Raw genomic sequence first — 17,186 nt, forward strand, 5'->3', positions numbered from 1 at the left:
TGAGGTGAAATGAGCACCAACCCCTTCGACGACGAGGACGGCCGCTTCTTCGTTCTGGTCAACGATGAAGAGCAGCACTCCCTGTGGCCCGCGTTCGCGGAGGTCCCGGCGGGTTGGCGTGTCGTGTTCGGCGAAGAAAGCCGGGCCGCGTGCGTCGAGTACGTCGAGAAGAACTGGACCGACATGCGTCCCAAGAGCCTGCGCGACGCCATGGCCGCCGACGACGCCGCCCGCGCCCAGTCCTGAGCAGTACCTTCCGAATACTGCGCCGGGACCGCTCGCTGGGCGTCCCCGCGTGACACCGAACTCGGTGTCACGCGGCGGACGTGTCCGGCTATGATGGTCGCTGCCCTCCGGGGACCCGCCTCCTTAGCTCAGTGGTAGAGCACCGCTCTTGTAAAGCGAAGGTCGTCAGTTCAATCCTGACAGGGGGCTCTCTCAGCCCTGACCCGACGTTCGGGTCAGGGCTTTTTCGTGCGGCATCGCTCGACAGGCCGACTGTCTGTCTACTGTGAAATGGTGAGCTCGTCCTGATTCATCGGTGCGGTAGCAACGGGATGGAGGATCGGCGTGGCTGTTTACGAGGTGGGGCATCGGTCGGCTGTGGTGAGTGGGGCGGGGTCGGGGATCGGGCGGGCGGTGGCGCTCGGGCTGGCGGGGAACGGGGCGTCGGTGGTGGTGTTCGATCTGAACGAGGGGGCGGCGCGAGAGGTTGCCGACGAGATCGTGGTCAACGGGGGAACTGCGGTGGCTTTGGCCGGGGATGCGGCTGATCCTGGGGACGTGGCAAGGAGTGTTGCCGCAGCACAGGAAATGTTGCCGTTGGGGATCGCTGTGAACAATGCGGGGATCACGGGGGAGCGCAACGCGATCGGTGATTATTCGATCGAGGGGTGGCGCAAGGTGATGGCGGTGAATCTCGATTCCGTGTTCTACGGAATGCGCGAGCAATTGCCGGTACTCGCGGCGAACGGTGGCGGGGCGATCGTGAATATGGCCTCGATCCTCGCCAGTGTCGGAAATCCCGAATACGCCGGATATGTCACCGCCAAGCACGCGCTGCTCGGGCTGACGAAGAACGGTGCGCTCGAATACGCGCGGCAGAATGTCCGTGTGAACGCCGTCGGACCCGGCTACATCCGCACCCCGCTCCTGGCCGACGATCCCGAAACCACCAAGTTCCTGGAAGACAAGCATCCGATCGGCCGCCTCGGTACGCCGGAGGAGGTCGCCAACCTGGTCCTGTTCCTCGCCAGCGACGCCGCCAGTTTCATCACCGGCAGCTATCACCTCGTCGACGGCGGCTACACCGCGCAGTGAAAGTGCCTGCCTACCAAGCCGACTGGTTTTGATCGGCGGCCGCTCGGGCGATGAGGTTTTGGAGCTCGTTGTTCAAGCGGTCGGTGGTCAGGGGGTGGGCCGAGACTCGGGTCGCGTCTCGAAGAAGATAGCGGCCGTCGTCGGTGTAGTCGATGACCTGGAGTGTTGTGCCACCCTCTTGCCAGCCGTCCAGGGCAGGGCCCTTGTCGACGCGGAATTCGGCGTAGGTGCGGAACGGGCGTTCGAGGAACGCCAGGGCGTGTTCGGCCGGAGTACGACGGGTGGCGTAAGGGTCTGGGGTGGTGGTGAATTCGTCTCGGTGCAGGTCGAAACCCTGGCTTGTGCCCGGCGGAACCGTCGGCAGGACGGAGATCAGCCGCTGGGTCACGGCGTGGGCGGGGCGCAGGTAGATGAGGATATTGCCGCCCTGGCCGTATTCGGGGCCGGGGAGTTGAGCCGCGACGGTGCCGATGGTTGACTCGGTTGTCGCACACGCTCGGACCATGCGGGTCCGGCCGTCGAAACGGTGACCGAACAATTCGATGCGGATCTCCGGATGCGCCAAGGCGTGCAGGGCGTGGTACAGCGACTCGTCGTCGCCGATCTTGGCGATGAGGGAGTCGGCGGCGATCCGGCATTCACGGTCGAACTCGGCCTGGGTTTCCACACCCGCGGTGAAGGTCAGCGGCCACGGCATGCGATCGCGGCCGAGAGTTTCCCAGGCGACCCAGAATTCGAACTGGGTGAGCTCCCAATTGTCGGTCATGCGTCCCCACCGATGACCGGCGGGACGTGCGCCCGGTCCGGACCGAGCAGTTCCTCGTGCACGCCGCGCAGATAGTCGGGAGCACCGTGTTCGTTCTCGTCGTCCTTGCCGCCGCGCGCGCCCGGTGCGCCCATGCCGCCCATGCCGGGCATCCCCGCCCGGCCGGCCGAGCCGCCTGCGGACGCGGCGAGCTTCTGGCCTGCTCCGGCGCCGGGAGTGGCACCGCCTGCGCCGGGGAGGGAGCTGCCCGCGCCGGGAACGCTCGGGCTTCCGCCGCCCGCGCCCGCACCTGCGCCTGCGCCGCCGCCTGAGCCCAGGCCGTTCGGGGTGGTGCCTGCGGGCGTGGTTGCGGCTGGGTTCGTCGCCGGGGTGGAGGCCGGTGTCGTGTCCTCGGGTGTCGTGGCGGCGGGTTCCTCCGTCGACGATGAGGAATCGTCGCCGCTGTCCTCGTCGCCCGGCTCGGTCGTTGTCGGGTCTTCCGGCTCGGTGGTCGTGTTCGCCGGGTTTGTACCCGGGGTTCCACCGGTGTTGTTGTTGTCGCCGTTGGTGTTTCCGCTGCCGGGGCCGTCGCCGGGATCGCCGTTCCCCGGGTTGTCCTGCTGCGGTTTGGACGGTCCCGGCACCTTGGGGACCTGGGTGTCGGACTGCTGGGCAACCGGCTGGTAGACCGTTCGCATGACTTCACGGGCGGCGGCCTGCGCGGCTTCCGCCCGGCCGGCGCTTGCGCTATCGATGATCTTCCCGGTGGCGGGCGAGAGAACGGACACCAGGATTCCCAATTTGCTGTCGCCCTGGTCGTCGGACTCGTGCGGGACCGAGTACTTCACCTGCTGAAAGCCCGACCGCGCCTCGTCCATCTTGTTGGCGATCAACTTGGCGGCCTGATCGACCTTGTGGATATCCGCGAGATACGCCTTGGTACTGGCCAGCGCCTGAGTGGCAGCGCTACCGGCCCACCCACGCTCCATCTCCTTGCTGATGTTGTCGTGGAAGGCGGTCGCTTTGGCCGTCGTGTCGTTGGCCAGCTGGGTCCAGCCTTGAATGCTTGTACTCATCTGGCCGATGTCGATCGACTCGACAAACTGCATGATGCGGGAATGCGACATGTCGGTGAAAGATTCCATCACCGGCGGCACGACCTGCTGGGTGTACTCCCCGGAGAAACCCGAGGCCAGGGCCTGGTTCTCGCCGTAGATGCGGTTCCGCTCCTTGTTTCCGTCGGCCTGCGCGTCCAGTTCGGACTGCGCCGGCGAGATATCGGAATCGAACAGTGAGCCGACGCGATCCGTGGCCGCGCGTAGATTCGACAGTCCGGTCATAAAAGCTACGAACGGCATGGTTTCCCCCAGTAGTCAGTCGAGCTTGTTGGTCTGCTGCTTGATCGCCAGTTGAGAGGCTTCGTCGCAGTTCTTGAATGCGGCACCGGCTTTGCGGTACATATCGGCCATGTTCCGAAGGATTTCGATATGCTGGCTGGCGGCATCTGTGTAGGAACCGGAGCCTGGGCCACCCTCTGCGAGATCGGCGAACTTCTTGCCGAGAGTTGTGGCGGAGTTCAGGTCACCGAACGAGTCGACTACCACCATTCGTTGGGTGCGTCCAGCGAGCGTTTGCAGCTCGACGATATAGTCCTCGCACCATTTTGCACAGCGTTCGGCCGCGTCGGACTCGATGATGAGCCGGCCGGCGGCGGCTTCCCCAGCCAGTGTTTGGAATTCTTGGGCAAGTTGATTGGGTGCCATGGGTTGTCCTAGATCGCTACCAGGTGCTATTTCGGAATTACGTCGACGAAATGTGGTGCGGCTTCGTTGACCAACACGCATGGGTCGGCAGGCGAGTTGTTGTCGATGAACTTGGTCGCTGTGACGGTGACGCGCCCCTTGCTGGTATCGAAGGCAATTTCACATTGGTTCGGAGGCGTTCGCGTCCCCAGGAGGTATTGCACCGCCTTTCGGCCGCCGATCGTGACGTCCTGAAAATCGTGAAAATAGTCGTTCTCGCGAATTTCCTGCATCGAGTGAGTTGTCGAACTCAAGTAGATGAAATGGCCATCGGCTCGCCATCCGCACCCCTTCCACTCAGCCCTCGGCACCGAGAACGGATTGTCATCCTTCGACGCCGGATCGGCTCCCGCCGCGACCAACGCACTCTCCGGCACCCCACACGGTTCGAACAACTGCTCCTTCGTCAACGGAGCCCCACTCACCTCCGGCTGCCCGTCCACACTCTGCCCACACCCGGAGAGCACGAGCGCAACGCCCACCCCCACGGCGATCCCCACCAGTCGCATCGTCTCTCCTCTTCGCACAGAACCACTCGATGTCTTTAGACGCACGCCGACCCATTCCGGTTCCATTACTGACCAACCCCTCGAGTTGACGGGCCGACGCTGTCAGCCTCCCGCGGCCCGCGAGCGTTGCGGCTGGGCCGGGCGACGTAAAGCCGCTCGCCCACCGTATCCACGGTGTCCATATCGGCGGCGACCGAGTTATCGCCGTGGCGGTGCCCGTGGGTTGGCACGGGCACCAGTAGCGATCAGGCCGGGACGTTGGCTCCGTAGCCCAGGTCGCGGAGGGCGGCTTTGATTTTGGACTGGGCTTCGTCGAGGGATTCGGGGGTAGGGGAGTTGTCGGCTCCGGAGATGTCGAAGTCGCCCATGGAGTAGGCGGGGAAGACGTGGGTGTGCAGGTGGGGGACCTCGAGGCCGGCGATGAGGAGGCCGGCGCGTGGGGCCTCGAAGGCAGTGCGGACGGCCTGGCCGATCTTCTGGGCGACGGCCATCAGGCGGGCCATCACGTCGGGGTCGATGTCTTGCCACTGGTCGATCTCGGCGCGGGGCACCACGAGGGTGTGGCCCTGGGTGACGGGGGCGATGGTGAGGAAGGCGACGAATTCGTCGTCCTCCCAGACGAACCGGCCGGGGATCTGACCTGCGATGATCGCGCTGAAAACGGATGCCATGCAGGCGAGCCTAGTTAGATCGCGACGTAGTGGGACAGGATGCCCTGTACCTCGTAGATGTCGACCTGACGGTTGAAGCGTTGCTTCACCGGTGGCTGCCGCTGAGCCAGATGTAGAGCTCGGCGTCGAGGTCGAAGGTGCCCGCGGTTTCGACGGCGAAGTGGGTGATCGAGCGGTACGGGATGCTGTGGTAGCTCACCTTGCGGCCGGTGACGCCCTGTTTGTCGATCATGATGAGGCGGCGGTTGGTGAACAGCATCGCGTCGCGGACCAGCAGGTAGGCGGCGTACACCTGCTCGCCCTGGCCGAAGAGTTTGGCGTATTCCTGCTGGGCGGCGGCGGGGTCGATGCGACCCGCGTTGCCCATCATGCCGTCGAGTAGTCCCACGATCGTCCCCCGGTTCCGCTGTTGGTTCCATTGTGGCCCAGCGGAACCCGGTTCGGCCAGGGTGAACGGTGGTGGACGGGCAGATGTCGGGATCAGGGGGTCGCGAGTGGACGCGCGGCGGCGCGACTAATCTGTGGCGGTGCGCGTACTCGTCATCGGTTCCGGAGCCCGTGAACATGCCCTCGTCCTGGCGCTGCGCCGGGATCCGTCGGTGACGGCGGTGATCGCCGCGCCCGGCAATCCCGGTATCGGCCAGCAGGCCGAGCTGCGACTGGTCGATCCCTGCTCGGCCGAGGACGTGACCGCGCTGGCCCGGGAGGTCGCGGCCGACCTGGTGGTGATCGGGCCCGAGGTGCCGCTGGTGCTCGGTGTGGCCGACGCGGTGCGCGCGGCCGGGATCCCCGTGTTCGGCCCGTCGGCCGACGCGGCACGGATCGAAGGGTCCAAGGCGTTCGCCAAGGATGTGATGGCGGCGGCCGGTGTGCGGACCGCGCACAGCGAGATCGTCGACAACCCGGCCGACCTGGATGCCGCGCTCGACCGTTTCGGCCCCACCTGGGTGGTCAAGGACGACGGCCTGGCCGCGGGCAAGGGTGTTGTGGTGACCGCCGATCGCCGGGCCGCCCGCGATCACGGTGCCGAGCTGCTCGAGCAGGGGCATCCGGTGCTGCTGGAGTCGTTCCTCGACGGGCCGGAGGTTTCGCTGCTCTGCCTGGTCGACGGCGAGACCGTGGTGCCGCTGCTGCCCGCGCAGGACCACAAGCGCGTCGGTGACGGCGACGCGGGCCCCAACACCGGCGGCATGGGCGCCTACACCCCGCTGCCGTGGCTGCCCGCCGAGACGCTCATCGAGATCGTCGACGATGTCGTGAAGCCCGTTGCCGCCGAACTGGTTCGGCGCGGCAGTGGGTTCTCCGGGCTGCTGTACGCCGGTCTGGCGATCGGCACCAACGGTCCCGCGGTCGTCGAATTCAATTGCCGCTTCGGTGACCCCGAGACCCAGGCGGTGCTCGCGCTGCTCGACAGCCCGTTCGCCGAGCTGCTGCACGCCACCGCGACCGGCCGCCTCGCCGAGGTCGAACCGCCGCGCTGGAAGGACGGTTCGGCCATCACGGTCGTGCTCGCCGCCGAGAACTACCCCGCCCGTCCCCGCACCGGCGACGTCATCACCGGCGCCGAGGAAGGCGCCCTCGACGGTGACACCCTCGTCCTGCACGCGGGCACGGCCCTGCGCGAGGACAAGGCGCTGGTCTCCGCGGGTGGCCGCGTTCTCAATGTCGTCGGTATCGGCGAGGATCTGGCCGAGGCCCGCGAACGCGCCTACGCCCGCCTCGCCAAGATCAAGCTCCCCGGCAGCCACTTCCGCACCGACATCGGCGCCACGGAAGTCGTTGTCCCGGAACGGAAGCGGTAGCCGGTCAGGTCAGGCTGAGCCCGTGACGGGCCAGCCAGGCCTGCGGGTCCACGTGCTGGCCGTTCTGGACGATCTCGAAGTGCAGGTGGGGGCCGGTGGAGTCGCCCCGGTTGCCGATGCGGGCGATCTGCATACCCGCGGGGACGCGTTCGCCCGGGGAGACGAAGAAGTCGTACATGTGGCCGTAGATGCTGATGGTTCCGTCGTCGTGGCGGATGCGGACCCACAGGCCGAAGCCCTGGGCGGGGCCCGCCTCGACGACGGTGCCGTCGGCGACGGCGTAGATGGGGCTGCCGATGGGTCCCGCGATGTCGATGCCGCGGTGCATGGTGCCCCAGCGTGAGCCGAATCCCGAGGTGAACAGGCCCTTGGCGGGCAGGCTGAAACCGCCGGTCGACGGGGTGCTCGAACCGGGAACCATGACGCCGGGCACTACGGGGGCGCGCTCACCCATCCAGTCCTGCCACTGTCCCGACGACGCGGCCGCCGCCTCGGCTTTGGCGCGTTCCAGGGTGGCGCGGGCCGCCGCGGCGACCACCGCGGCCTCGCGGCGCTTCTCACCGTTGTCGATGGCGACGAGCAGGCGGCGCACCGACTGCGGGTTGGGCGGGATCTGCGGGGGATAGGCGATGGCGACCCGCTGGGCCTCACCCGGTGCGAGCGGCCGGTCGACGAGCCCGCCGAACTGCCCGTCCGAAGCCACGAGCACCGCGACCACCGCGACGCCCGCGATGAGCACACGCCGCTCGACGAGCACCGCACGCACCCGCTCGCTGCTCGGCCTGCGTGACCACAGTTCCGTCGCCTGCCGAGAAGGCCGCTCCCAGAACACTTTCCGAATGTCACCGCGCCGCAGGTCGGCCGCGACCTCCCCGAGTGCGGGATACTTGCCGACCCACGCCGTCACCCGCTCCCGCACCGGAACCTGCGCAGGCAGGTGCTCGCGCCAATTGGCGCGCAGGACAAGGCCGTTCACATTCGAACGACGCGGACGTGAGGTGCCCGACCTGTTCGGTGTGTCGTCGACAGATGCGGTGTCGCGGTCGGACTCCCGCACCTCACCCGACGCGAGTCCGTGCACCTCAGTCCGCCTCATACCGCCCCCACGACCCTGCCCGGCGCCCCACTGCCGGTGGCGTCGGTGCCTGCGTATTCGCTGTCGGAGCCATTGTGCCGACCATATCTGTGCAGGCGCGCGATCGGGTGATCTACCGTCTCTCGGGTGTCCACAGAATCGCTACGGTCGACCATTCCTCCCTTCTACGTGATGGACGTGTGGAAGGCGGCCGCCGAACGCGCCAGGTCGCACGGTGACGTGCTGGTACTCGCGGCGGGGCAGCCGTCGACCCAGGCGCCCGCGCCGGTGTTGCGGGCGACACGTGCGGCGGTCGACCACGAGCTGCTCGGGTACACCGAGACGTTCGGGATCCTGCCGCTGCGCGAGGCCATCGCGGGCCATCACAGCGAGACCTACGGTTACGACGTGCACCCCGACGAGGTGGTGGTGACCACCGGATCGTCGGGCGCGTTCACGCTGATCTTCCTCGCCGCCTTCGACGTGGGCGACACCGTCGTGGTCGCCCGGCCGGGCTACCCGGCCTACCGCAACACCCTCTCCGCCCTCGGCTGCCGGGTCGTCGAGCTGGACTGCGGCCCGCAGACTCGCTTCCAGCCGACGGTTGCGATGCTCGAGGCGCTACCCGAACCGCCCGCGGGGCTGGTGCTGGCGAGCCCGGCGAATCCGACCGGGACCATGATCGACCCGGCCGAGCTGGCCGCCATCGCCCGCTGGTGCGAAACGCACGGCACGCTGCTGATCTCCGACGAGATCTACCACGGCATCACCTACGCGGGCGCGAGCACGCCGACGTCCTCGGCGTGGGAGTTCTCCCGCGGCGCGGTGGTGATCGGGTCGGTGTCGAAGTACTTCTCGATGACCGGATGGCGGTTGGGCTGGATGCTCGCGCCTGCGCACCTGCGTCCCGCGTTGCAGCGGCTGGCGTCGAACATGACCGTGTGCCCGCCCGCGATCTCGCAGTACGCGGCGGTGCACGCCTTCGGACCCGAGGCCAAGGACGAACTCGACGGGCACGTGCGCCGGTACGCGACCAATCGGGCGTTGCTGTTGGAGGGTTTGCCCGCGCTCGGCATCACCGATCTGGCGCCCGCCGACGGCGCCTTCTACGCCTACGCGGATATCGGTCATTTGACCAGTAATTCACTGGAGTGGTGCGCACGGGTTCTCGCCGAAACCGGAGTGGCGGTGGCACCGGGTCTCGACTTCGATACCGAGCGCGGTCTTCGCACGATTCGCTTTTCCTTCGCAGGCGCCACAAACGACATTTCCGCAGCGCTGGACCGGTTGTCAACGGTGATGTCCCCCAACAACTTTCCCTAGTACGAACACATCGGTGCCGGGATACGGTAAAACTCAGATATCCCGAATTCCCAGCGTTTCCCCGATGACGATTGCGCACGGTTGAACTGATGATGACTGGCACGATGGCACGGTGACCACCGCGACGACTCCGAAAGGCGAACGACGTCGCCAGGCTCTGGTGGCGGCGGCGGCTGAACTGTTGCTCGAAGGCGGCTTCGACGCCGTGCGACATCGTTCGGTGGCCTCGAGAGCCGATCTTCCCCTCGCGTCCACCACCTACTACTTCGCCTCCCTGGAAGATCTGATCGCCAGCGCCGTGGAGTTCAGCGGCGCCCGTGAACTCGACGCGATGCGCCGCCGCGTCGGCGATGTGAGCCACCGCAGGCGCGGCACCGAGGCGACCGTCGACCTGGTGCTCGACCTGCTGGTCGGCCCCGACGACAGCGATCTCGACGCCCGCGGCCAACTGATCGCCCGCTACGAGCGGTCGGTCGCCTCCGCGCGGCACCCCGAGCTACGCGAGGTCCAGCTACGACTACGCACCCAGCTCGAAGACCTGCTCGCCGACGTGTTGCGCCGCTCCGACCGGGTGGTGCGCCCCGAGCAGTTACGCAGGCTCGTCGCCGTCGTCGACGGTGCCGTCGTCGCCGCGCTGATCGAGGGACACCCCGAGCCGCGCCGCCCCGCCCGAGCCGGATTGCTCGAGATGATCGACATCGTGGCCCCGCCCGTGGTGCCCAACATGATGCCCCAGCAGGGCGAACGGGTCAGGCAACTAGACTGAGTGCTCGTGAGCCTCGTCCCGAATGTCCTCGCCACCCGATACGCCAGCCCGGAGCTCGTCGCGCTCTGGTCGCCCGAGAACAAGATCGTGCTCGAGCGCAAGCTGTGGCTCGAGGTGCTGCGCGCCCAGTCGCAGCTCGGGATCGACGTTCCCGCAGGGGTGGTCGAGGACTACGAGCGGGTCATCGATCACGTGGACCTGGCCTCGATCGCCGAACGCGAGCGGGTCACCCGTCACGATGTGAAGGCCCGCATCGAGGAGTTCAACGCGCTGGCCGGGCACGAGCACGTGCACAAGGGCATGACCAGCCGCGACCTCACCGAGAACGTGGAGCAGCTACAGATCCGGCTCTCGCTCGAACACGTCTACGACCACGGTGTCGCCATCGCCGCGCGGCTCGGTGAGCGGGCCGCCGAGTATCAGGCGCTGGTGATGGCCGGTCGCTCGCACAATGTCGCCGCGCAGGCCACCACGCTCGGCAAGCGTTTCGCCTCCGCCGCCGACGAGGTACTCGTCGCCCTCACCCGGCTGCGCGAGCTGATCGACCGCTACCCGCTGCGCGGCATCAAGGGCCCGATGGGCACCGCCCAGGACATGCTCGACCTGCTCGACGGTGACGCGGGCAAGCTCGCCGCCCTCGAACAGCAGGTGGCCACCCACCTCGGTTTCAAGAACGTCTTCACCAGCGTGGGCCAGGTGTACCCGCGCTCGCTCGACCACGATGTGCTCTCGGCGCTGGTGCAGCTGGGTGCCGGGCCGTCGTCGTTCGCGCACACGATCCGCCTGATGGCGGGCCACGAGCTGGTCACCGAGGGTTTCCAGCCGGGTCAGGTCGGTTCCTCGGCCATGCCGCACAAGATGAACACCCGGTCCTGCGAGCGGGTGAACGGCCTGCAGGTGGTGCTGCGCGGCTACGGCTCGATGGCCGCCGAGCTGGCGGGTGCGCAGTGGAACGAGGGCGACGTGTTCTGCTCGGTGGTGCGTCGCGTCGCGCTGCCCGATGCCTTCTTCGCCATCGACGGGCAGATGGAGACGTTCCTGACCGTGCTCGCCGAGTTCGGCGCCTACCCGGCGGTGGTCTCGCGCGAGCTCGACCGGTACCTGCCGTTCCTGGCCACCACGCGCATCCTGATGGCGGCGGTGCGGGCCGGTGTCGGCCGTGAGACCGCGCACGAGGTCATCAAGGAGCACGCGGTCGCCGTCGCCCTGGCCATGCGTGAGCAGGGTCGCGAACCCGATCTGCTCGACCGGCTTGCCGCGGACGAGCGGATGCCGCTCGACCGCGCCGCACTCGATGCCGCACTGGCCGACAAGTCCGCGTTCATCGGCGCGGCCACCGATCAGGTGTCCGAGGTGATCGCCCAGGTGCAGAAGCTGGTCGAGGCCAACCCGGAGGCCGCGCGGTACACCCCCTCGCCGATTCTGTAGAGCCGTGCGCGTGAGCCCGCCACTGCCCGCCCTGCGGCGGCGGTGGCGGGCTCTCGTGCGTTTTCGATACCGTGCGCGGATGAATCCGTACACGATCTTCTCCGACATCGTCGCCGGTCGGGCGCCCGCTTCCAAGGTGTACGAGGACGATGATGTGCTGGCGTTCATGGATATTCGTCCCGTGACGCCCGGTCATGTGCTCGTGGTGCCCAAGGTGGCCGCGCCGAGCCTTGCCGAACTCGATCCGGTGTTGGGCGGCAAGCTGTTTCAGGTGGGGCAGCGGATCGCGGCGGCCCTGCGTGACAGCGAGGTGGCCGCCGACGGCGTGAATTTCTTTCTCGCCGACGGTGTTACGGCCGGCCAAGAGGTATTCCACGTGCACCTGCACGTCATTCCGAGAACGCCCGGCGACGGCTTCGGATTGCGCGCACGACCCACCTCGCCCGCGCGCGCCGATCTGGATTATCTCGCCGGTTCGATCCGGGGCGCTCTTACCCGCTGACCTGCGATTTCGGACGAAGCGGGCAATACATACCCGAAAGTTTGCCGAAGAAACGCCCAAATCGCCGAATGCTTCCTCGACGTTCATCGGTGGGTTACTTTGGACTGTCATTGGCATGCGGTTATGGAGGGTAGATCGTGCGTCGTTCAGGTGTTGCTGCTTCAGTGCTGGCATTCGCCATCGCGTTCATCGGTCCGGGCGTTCTGCAGCCCGCACCCGCCGCGGCCGCGGACATCGTCGGGGAGCGTGTGCTCACGCCGAACCGCACCGCGATCACCGTCACCTCGCCCGCGATGGGTCGCAATATCGAGCTGCAGGTTCTGCACCCGGCGGGTGGCGGAGCGCGCGGTACGTACTACCTGCTCGACGGCCTCGATCCGGGCATCGGCCAGAGCACCTGGACCAATGCCACCGACGCCGAGGCGTTCTTCCGTGGCAAGCACGTGAACGTGGTGCTGCCGATGGGCGGACAGGCCAGCTACTACACCGACTGGATCGCCGACGACCCGCGTTTCGGCCGGTACAAGTGGGAAACGTTCCTCACCCGTGAACTGCCCGGCCTGATCGACGCCCGCTTCGACGGCAACGGCGTGAACGCCATCGGCGGCCTGTCGATGGGCGGCAACGCGGCCTACATCCTGGCCGCCCGCAACCCCGGCCTCTACCGGGCCGTCGCCGGCTACAGCGCGTGCCCCGACATGGGCATGGCGGCGGGCGCGATGATGTTCTCCATCACCAACCGCGGTGGTAACCCGCTCAATATGTGGGGTGCGCCGGGCAGTCCCGAATGGGCGGCGCACGACCCCGCCCAGCTGCTCGACAACCTGCGCGGCAAGGCGCTGTACATGTCGACCGGCACCGGTATCCCCGGCCACCACGAGGCCCAGCTCAAGCCTCAGCTGCCGGAGAACATCGTTCTCGGCGGTCCCATCGAGGTCGGCGTCAACGGTTGCATGGCTTCCTTCGGTCAGCGTCTGGCCGCCGCGGGCATCGGGGCCGACATCGACTACCACCCGGTCGGCACTCACTCGTGGGGCTACTGGCAGGACGCCCTGCACCACTCCTGGCCCACCATCGGGCCCGCTCTCGGGGCCTAGCGGGTCCTGCGGCGGCGCAGCAATGCGCCGCCCGCCACGGCCAGGATCGAAAGCGCCACGGCGACAAGGACGTAACCGGCTGGGAAGCCGAGGATTTCGACGTACTCCTTCTCGACTATGCGGTCGCGCACGATGGCGTCGGTGTCGGCCGGGGCGAAAGTGAAGTCGGTGGTGATGGCGGCGGGGCGGGGGATGGAGACCGACAGTTCGGTCAGATAGTTCTTGCCCGCGGCGAGCGCGATCAGATCGGGGTCGGTGAGAGCGCTCACGGGTGAAGCGAATTCGGTCGTGATGAACTGGGATTCGGTATCGGCGTCGGTGCGGGTAAGGCGGTGGTCGCCGAAGACGTAGAGGTGTACCGATTGGGGCGTGGTCGCCGCCGCCGACATGCGCATCGGATAGACGAGGCGATCGGAATCGAAGGTGAGGCGAACCGGGTCGAGGGCGCCGTCGAGGGGTTCGGGGCTGGTGAGCCGCATGGCGACGAACGACCAGCCTTCGCGCAGATACGGCTCGAGGGTGGCGCTCACCTCCGGCCGCAGCTGATAGCCGTTGGTGGACAACCACTCCCGCACACCGGTGAGGTCGCCGCCGCGGAGCGTTGTCGCCTCGAGCGGACCCAGTTGCACCTGGCCGAGCACTTCCGGCCCGGAACCCGGTGCACCGGCGGAGGATTCGTACCTGTCGCTGTCGAACCAGTAGCGGTCGACGACCACCTCCGGCGCCGTGAGTCGCGACAACTCGGCGAACGACGCGGCAGTACCGGCCGACACCGTGGCAGGCGTGGGGGTCGGCACGATGAGCGCCGCATCGGCGCCGGTGAACCGCATCCCCAACCGCATCAGAATGGTCTCGCGTCGACCGTCCCAGCCGAGCACGGCGGTCTCACTGTCCACCCGTGCCGAGCCGTCGCCGCTCACCACCCCGCCACACGCACACGCCACCGCGGGCGCGACGACAACCGAACCGGAAGCCAGCAGGAGCGCACCGGCGACAACAAGCGAACGAACCGTTCCGCGAATCCCCATGCGAGCAGGTTACGGACCCCGCCCCGAGCCGCCATCCGCAGAAATACTCACCGCCCAGAGCGGGGCGGATCCCGGTGACGGCCGAGTTGGCGGGCCGGGGTCGGGGGCGGCGACTACGGTGGACCCATGGCTGGCGAGAATCAGACGGTGGTGTCGGCGCCGATCGCGAAGAAGGTGCCCGTCGAACGGGTGCACCACGGCGACACGTTCGTCGACGAGTACGAGTGGCTGCGGGACAAGGAAGATCCCGAGGTCATCGCGTACCTGGAGGAGGAGAACGCCTACACCGCGGCGCGCACCGATCAGCTGCAGCCTCTGCGGGACAAGATCTTCGACGAGATCAAGGCGCGGACCCAGGAAACGGACCTGTCGGTGCCGACCCGGCTGGGGCAGTACTGGTACTACTCGCGCAGCTTCGAGGGCAAGCAGTACGGCGTGCACTGCCGCTGTCCGATCGACGCGCAGGCCGAGGGCATCGACGCCTGGACGCCGCCGCAACTCGAGGTGGACACCTCCATCGAGGGTGAGCAGGTGCTGCTCGACAGCAATGTGCTCGCCGAGGGTCTCGACTTCTTCGCCCTCGGTGCGTTCTCGCTGAGCCACGACGGCAACCTGCTCGCCTACTCGGTCGACAGCACCGGCGACGAGCGCTACACCCTGCGCATCAAGGACCTGCGCACCGGCGAACTGCTGCCCGACGAGGTCGTCGGCGCCGCACCGGGGGCCACCTGGTCGCTGGACGGGACGCACATCTTCTATCAGACCGTCGACGAATCCTGGCGCCCCGACACCGTGTGGCGGCACCGCGTCGGCACCGCGTCCACCGACGACGTGAAGGTCTTCCACGAGCCGGACGAGCGCTACTGGGTGAGCGTCGGCGCCACCCGCTCCGAGAAGTACCTGATGATCTGGCTCGGTTCCAAGATCACCACCGAGGGCTGGGTGCTGGAGTCGGACAACCCCGAGGGCGAGTTCCGGGTGCTGCTGCCCCGGCGCGAGGGCGTGGAGTACTCGGCCGAGCACGCGGTGATCGCGGGTGAGGACCGTTTCCTGATCCTGCACAACGACGTGGTCGACGGCGTGAAGGCGGAGAACTTCGTCCTCGCGCAAGCACCTGCCACCGACCCGTCGGCCATGACGATCCTGATCGGGCACCGCGAGGACGTGCGGCTCGAGGACATCGACGCCTTCGCCGACCACCTGGTGCTCGGCTACCGCCGCGGCGCCCTGCCCCGCCTCGCGGTGTGGCCGCTCACCCCGGCGGGCTACGGCGAGCTGACAGAACTCGAGTTCGGGCTCGAATTGTTCTCCGCCGGTATGGGTTCCAGCCCGGAGTGGGAGCAGCCGACGCTGCGGGTGGGTGTCACCTCGTTCATCACCCCGATGCAGGTGTTCGACTACGTGCCAGCTACCGGGGAACTGCTGCTGCGCAAGGAGCAGCCGGTACTCGGCGGCTACAACGCCGAAGACTATGAGCAGCACCGGGATTGGGCAGTCGCCTCCGACGGCACCCGTATCCCGATCTCGCTGATCCAGCGGCGCGATCTGCCGTCGGGCCCCAAGCCGATGCTGCTCTACGGGTACGGCTCCTACGAGGCGAGCATCGATCCGTCGTTCTCGGTGTCGCGGCTGTCGCTGCTGGATCGCGGCATGGTGTTCGCGGTGGCGCATGTGCGCGGCGGCGGCGAGATGGGCCGACTCTGGTACGAGCACGGCAAGACCCTGTCGAAGATGAACACCTTCACCGACTTCGTCTCCGTGGCAAGCCATCTCGTCGACGCGGGCACCACCGCACCGGACCGGCTCGTCGCCGACGGCGGCAGCGCGGGCGGTCTGCTGATGGGTGCGGTGGCTAACCTGGCGCCGGAGCTGTTCGCGGGCATCCTGGCCAATGTCCCGTTCGTGGACCCGCTCACCTCCATCCTCGACCCGTCGCTGCCGCTGACGGTGATCGAGTGGGACGAGTGGGGTAACCCGTTGGCCGACAAGGACGTCTACGAGTACATGAAGTCGTACTCGCCGTACGAGAACGTCGAGGCCAAGGACTATCCGCCGATCCTGGCGATCACCAGCCTCAACGACACCCGCGTGCTGTACGTGGAACCGGCCAAGTGGGTCGCCAAGCTGCGCGCCACCAAGACCGGTGACAGCGAAGTGCTGCTGAAAACGGAGATGAGCGCGGGTCACGGCGGGGTGAGCGGCCGCTACGAGAAGTGGAAGGAAGTCGCGTTCGAGTACGCCTGGGTGCTGGACACGGTGGGCTTGGCCGACAAATAGACGCTCGCTACTGTTCATCGCGCAACCACGCTGCCGTCACCTCCGGCTGCCATCGTTGACACATGAACGGCGAGCTGATCGTTTCGGTGTCGGGAATCCGGGATACCACGCGCGATGCCGCGATCGAGTTCGCGGAGCTGATGGATCAGCGCGGGGTGCGGCTGTCGCTGCTGGTCGCGCCCCGGCTGAAGGGAAAATACCGGCTGGTCGACGACCCGGCGACGCAATCGTGGTTGCGCGGGCGGCGGCTGGCCGGTGACGCCATCGTGCTGCACGGCTACGACCAGGCGGCCACCAAGTCGCGCCGGGCCGAATTCGCGACGCTGCCCCGGCACGAGGCGACGCTGCGGCTCAAAGCGGCCGACCGGGTGATGGAGCAGGTGCAGTTGCGCACCCGGCTGTTCGCGGCCCCGCGCTGGGACGCCTCCGCCGGTGCGCTCGCCGCCCTCCCCGACGTGGGTTTCCGCCTCGCCCTCGGCCTGACCACCATGCTCGACCTGGAGAACAATGTGGCGCAGCGCTCGCGGGTGTACGGCATCGGTGAGGGCTTCCGGGCCGAACCCTGGTGGTGCCGGGCGCTGGTGATGGGCGCGGCCCGCACGGCCCGGCGCGGCGGCGTCCTTCGCCTGGCGATCTCGGGGGCGCAGTTGCAGCGTTCGGGTCCGCGTCAGGCCGTGCTCGACGCGGTCGACCTCGCGCTCTACCACGGTGCCCGCAGCACCGTTTACCGCTGGGAGCCGGTCCCGGCCAGCAAGGCCGCCTGACCGGCCCCGCCGCGCGCGAATCGGCGATCACCCGCGCGCGGCGGCGGCCTATCGGCTGCCCTGCCTTCGCTGTCCGA

17 protein-coding genes, 1 tRNA gene and 1 pseudogene are annotated in these 17,186 nt (G+C 67.7%); 11 read left to right on the forward strand and 8 right to left on the reverse strand.

The window, feature by feature from the left end; translation table 11 throughout:
- Positions 1–9 precede the first annotated feature (9 nt).
- The 3 genes from NCO8_RS16835 (at position 10) to NCO8_RS16845 (ending at position 1,320) form a co-directional block, all read left to right on the forward strand.
- Positions 10–246: an MbtH family protein gene (locus NCO8_RS16835; RefSeq protein ID WP_022565839.1), complete on the forward strand. Its 237-nt coding sequence runs from the start codon at positions 10–12 to the stop codon at positions 244–246.
- Between the two features lie 117 nt (positions 247–363).
- Positions 364–435: transfer RNA gene (locus NCO8_RS16840), tRNA-Thr, on the forward strand.
- A gap of 171 nt (positions 436–606) precedes the next feature.
- Positions 607–1,320 (forward strand): SDR family NAD(P)-dependent oxidoreductase, encoded by a 714-nt coding sequence (locus NCO8_RS16845; protein ID WP_369689847.1) that lies wholly within the window; start codon positions 607–609, stop codon positions 1,318–1,320.
- A gap of 10 nt (positions 1,321–1,330) precedes the next feature.
- Here NCO8_RS16845 and NCO8_RS16850 read toward each other — a convergent pair whose 3' ends face one another.
- From NCO8_RS16850 to NCO8_RS16875, 6 genes and pseudogenes are all read right to left on the reverse strand, one after another.
- Positions 1,331–2,086, reverse strand: coding sequence for an ESX secretion-associated protein EspG (locus NCO8_RS16850; protein ID WP_067640739.1), 756 nt, complete (start codon positions 2,084–2,086; stop codon positions 1,331–1,333).
- Positions 2,083–3,405 carry a PPE domain-containing protein gene (locus tag NCO8_RS16855; protein ID WP_067640741.1) on the reverse strand — a complete coding sequence of 441 codons (1,323 nt, stop codon included), beginning with the start codon at positions 3,403–3,405 and terminating at the stop codon, positions 2,083–2,085. Before NCO8_RS16855 ends, NCO8_RS16850 begins: the two co-directional genes overlap by 4 nt.
- 33 nt (positions 3,406–3,438) lie before the next feature.
- Positions 3,439–3,828 carry a hypothetical protein gene (locus NCO8_RS16860; RefSeq protein WP_067640743.1) on the reverse strand — a complete coding sequence of 130 codons (390 nt, stop codon included), beginning with the start codon at positions 3,826–3,828 and terminating at the stop codon, positions 3,439–3,441.
- A 26-nt stretch (positions 3,829–3,854) separates the two neighbouring features.
- Positions 3,855–4,376, reverse strand: a complete 522-nt coding sequence (locus NCO8_RS16865) for a DUF3558 domain-containing protein (RefSeq protein ID WP_067640745.1) — start codon at positions 4,374–4,376, stop codon at positions 3,855–3,857.
- Positions 4,377–4,621: 245 nt separating this feature from the next.
- Positions 4,622–5,047, reverse strand: a complete 426-nt coding sequence (locus NCO8_RS16870; protein WP_067640747.1) for an HIT family protein — start codon at positions 5,045–5,047, stop codon at positions 4,622–4,624.
- Positions 5,048–5,061: 14 nt separating this feature from the next.
- Positions 5,062–5,435 (reverse strand): annotated as a pseudogene (locus tag NCO8_RS16875) (PH domain-containing protein).
- A 139-nt stretch (positions 5,436–5,574) separates the two neighbouring features.
- Between NCO8_RS16875 and purD the strand changes: the two are divergent.
- Positions 5,575–6,849: a phosphoribosylamine--glycine ligase gene (purD, locus tag NCO8_RS16880; RefSeq protein ID WP_067640859.1), complete on the forward strand. Its 1,275-nt coding sequence runs from the start codon at positions 5,575–5,577 to the stop codon at positions 6,847–6,849.
- A gap of 4 nt (positions 6,850–6,853) precedes the next feature.
- On the opposite strand, the gene NCO8_RS16885 is transcribed toward purD, so the two are convergent.
- Positions 6,854–7,705: a M23 family metallopeptidase gene (locus NCO8_RS16885; RefSeq protein WP_439951680.1), complete on the reverse strand. Its 852-nt coding sequence runs from the start codon at positions 7,703–7,705 to the stop codon at positions 6,854–6,856.
- A 366-nt stretch (positions 7,706–8,071) separates the two neighbouring features.
- Here NCO8_RS16885 and NCO8_RS16890 point away from each other — a divergent pair, with 366 nt between their 5' ends.
- The 5 genes from NCO8_RS16890 (at position 8,072) to NCO8_RS16910 (ending at position 13,040) form a co-directional block, all read left to right on the forward strand.
- A complete protein-coding gene (locus NCO8_RS16890; protein WP_157104946.1) occupies positions 8,072–9,247 on the forward strand; it encodes a pyridoxal phosphate-dependent aminotransferase in 1,176 nt (391 codons plus the stop codon).
- A 112-nt stretch (positions 9,248–9,359) separates the two neighbouring features.
- Positions 9,360–10,013: a TetR/AcrR family transcriptional regulator gene (locus NCO8_RS16895; protein WP_067492301.1), complete on the forward strand. Its 654-nt coding sequence runs from the start codon at positions 9,360–9,362 to the stop codon at positions 10,011–10,013.
- Between the two features lie 6 nt (positions 10,014–10,019).
- On the forward strand, positions 10,020–11,441 hold the full coding sequence (gene purB, locus NCO8_RS16900; protein WP_067640863.1) for an adenylosuccinate lyase: 1,422 nt from the start codon (positions 10,020–10,022) through the stop codon (positions 11,439–11,441).
- 79 nt (positions 11,442–11,520) lie between these two features.
- A complete protein-coding gene (locus NCO8_RS16905) occupies positions 11,521–11,943 on the forward strand; it encodes an HIT family protein (RefSeq protein WP_067492302.1) in 423 nt (140 codons plus the stop codon).
- 164 nt (positions 11,944–12,107) lie between these two features.
- Positions 12,108–13,040, forward strand: a complete 933-nt coding sequence (locus tag NCO8_RS16910; RefSeq protein ID WP_243749833.1) for an alpha/beta hydrolase — start codon at positions 12,108–12,110, stop codon at positions 13,038–13,040.
- On the opposite strand, the gene NCO8_RS16915 is transcribed toward NCO8_RS16910, so the two are convergent.
- Positions 13,037–14,068, reverse strand: coding sequence for a DUF2330 domain-containing protein (locus tag NCO8_RS16915; RefSeq protein ID WP_067640751.1), 1,032 nt, complete (start codon positions 14,066–14,068; stop codon positions 13,037–13,039). The genes NCO8_RS16910 and NCO8_RS16915 overlap by 4 nt on opposite strands.
- A gap of 126 nt (positions 14,069–14,194) precedes the next feature.
- Here NCO8_RS16915 and NCO8_RS16920 point away from each other — a divergent pair, with 126 nt between their 5' ends.
- Both NCO8_RS16920 and NCO8_RS16925 read left to right on the forward strand, forming a co-directional pair.
- Positions 14,195–16,345, forward strand: a complete 2,151-nt coding sequence (locus tag NCO8_RS16920) for a S9 family peptidase (protein ID WP_067640753.1) — start codon at positions 14,195–14,197, stop codon at positions 16,343–16,345.
- A gap of 62 nt (positions 16,346–16,407) precedes the next feature.
- Positions 16,408–17,109: a DUF2334 domain-containing protein gene (locus tag NCO8_RS16925; protein ID WP_067640755.1), complete on the forward strand. Its 702-nt coding sequence runs from the start codon at positions 16,408–16,410 to the stop codon at positions 17,107–17,109.
- The last annotated feature ends 77 nt before the right edge of the window (positions 17,110–17,186 follow it).

The organism is Nocardia coubleae NBRC 108252, assembly GCF_001612805.1.
Lineage (GTDB): Bacteria > Actinomycetota > Actinomycetes > Mycobacteriales > Mycobacteriaceae > Nocardia > Nocardia coubleae.

Excerpts from the sequence above, each read along its gene's own strand:
- NCO8_RS16835 (WP_022565839.1), top strand. The coding sequence starts at position 10 with ATGAGCACCAACCCCTTCGACGACGAGGACGGCCGCTTCTTCGTTCTG.
- NCO8_RS16850 (WP_067640739.1), bottom strand. The coding sequence starts at position 2,086 with ATGACCGACAATTGGGAGCTCACCCAGTTCGAATTCTGGGTCGCCTGG.
- NCO8_RS16855 (WP_067640741.1), bottom strand. The coding sequence starts at position 3,405 with ATGACCGGACTGTCGAATCTACGCGCGGCCACGGATCGCGTCGGCTCA.
- NCO8_RS16860 (WP_067640743.1), bottom strand. The coding sequence starts at position 3,828 with ATGGCACCCAATCAACTTGCCCAAGAATTCCAAACACTGGCTGGGGAA.
- NCO8_RS16865 (WP_067640745.1), bottom strand. The coding sequence starts at position 4,376 with ATGCGACTGGTGGGGATCGCCGTGGGGGTGGGCGTTGCGCTCGTGCTC.
- NCO8_RS16870 (WP_067640747.1), bottom strand. The coding sequence starts at position 5,047 with ATGGCATCCGTTTTCAGCGCGATCATCGCAGGTCAGATCCCCGGCCGG.
- NCO8_RS16905 (WP_067492302.1), top strand. The coding sequence starts at position 11,521 with ATGAATCCGTACACGATCTTCTCCGACATCGTCGCCGGTCGGGCGCCC.
- NCO8_RS16915 (WP_067640751.1), bottom strand. The coding sequence starts at position 14,068 with ATGGGGATTCGCGGAACGGTTCGTTCGCTTGTTGTCGCCGGTGCGCTC.
- NCO8_RS16920 (WP_067640753.1), top strand. The coding sequence starts at position 14,195 with ATGGCTGGCGAGAATCAGACGGTGGTGTCGGCGCCGATCGCGAAGAAG.
- NCO8_RS16925 (WP_067640755.1), top strand. The coding sequence starts at position 16,408 with ATGAACGGCGAGCTGATCGTTTCGGTGTCGGGAATCCGGGATACCACG.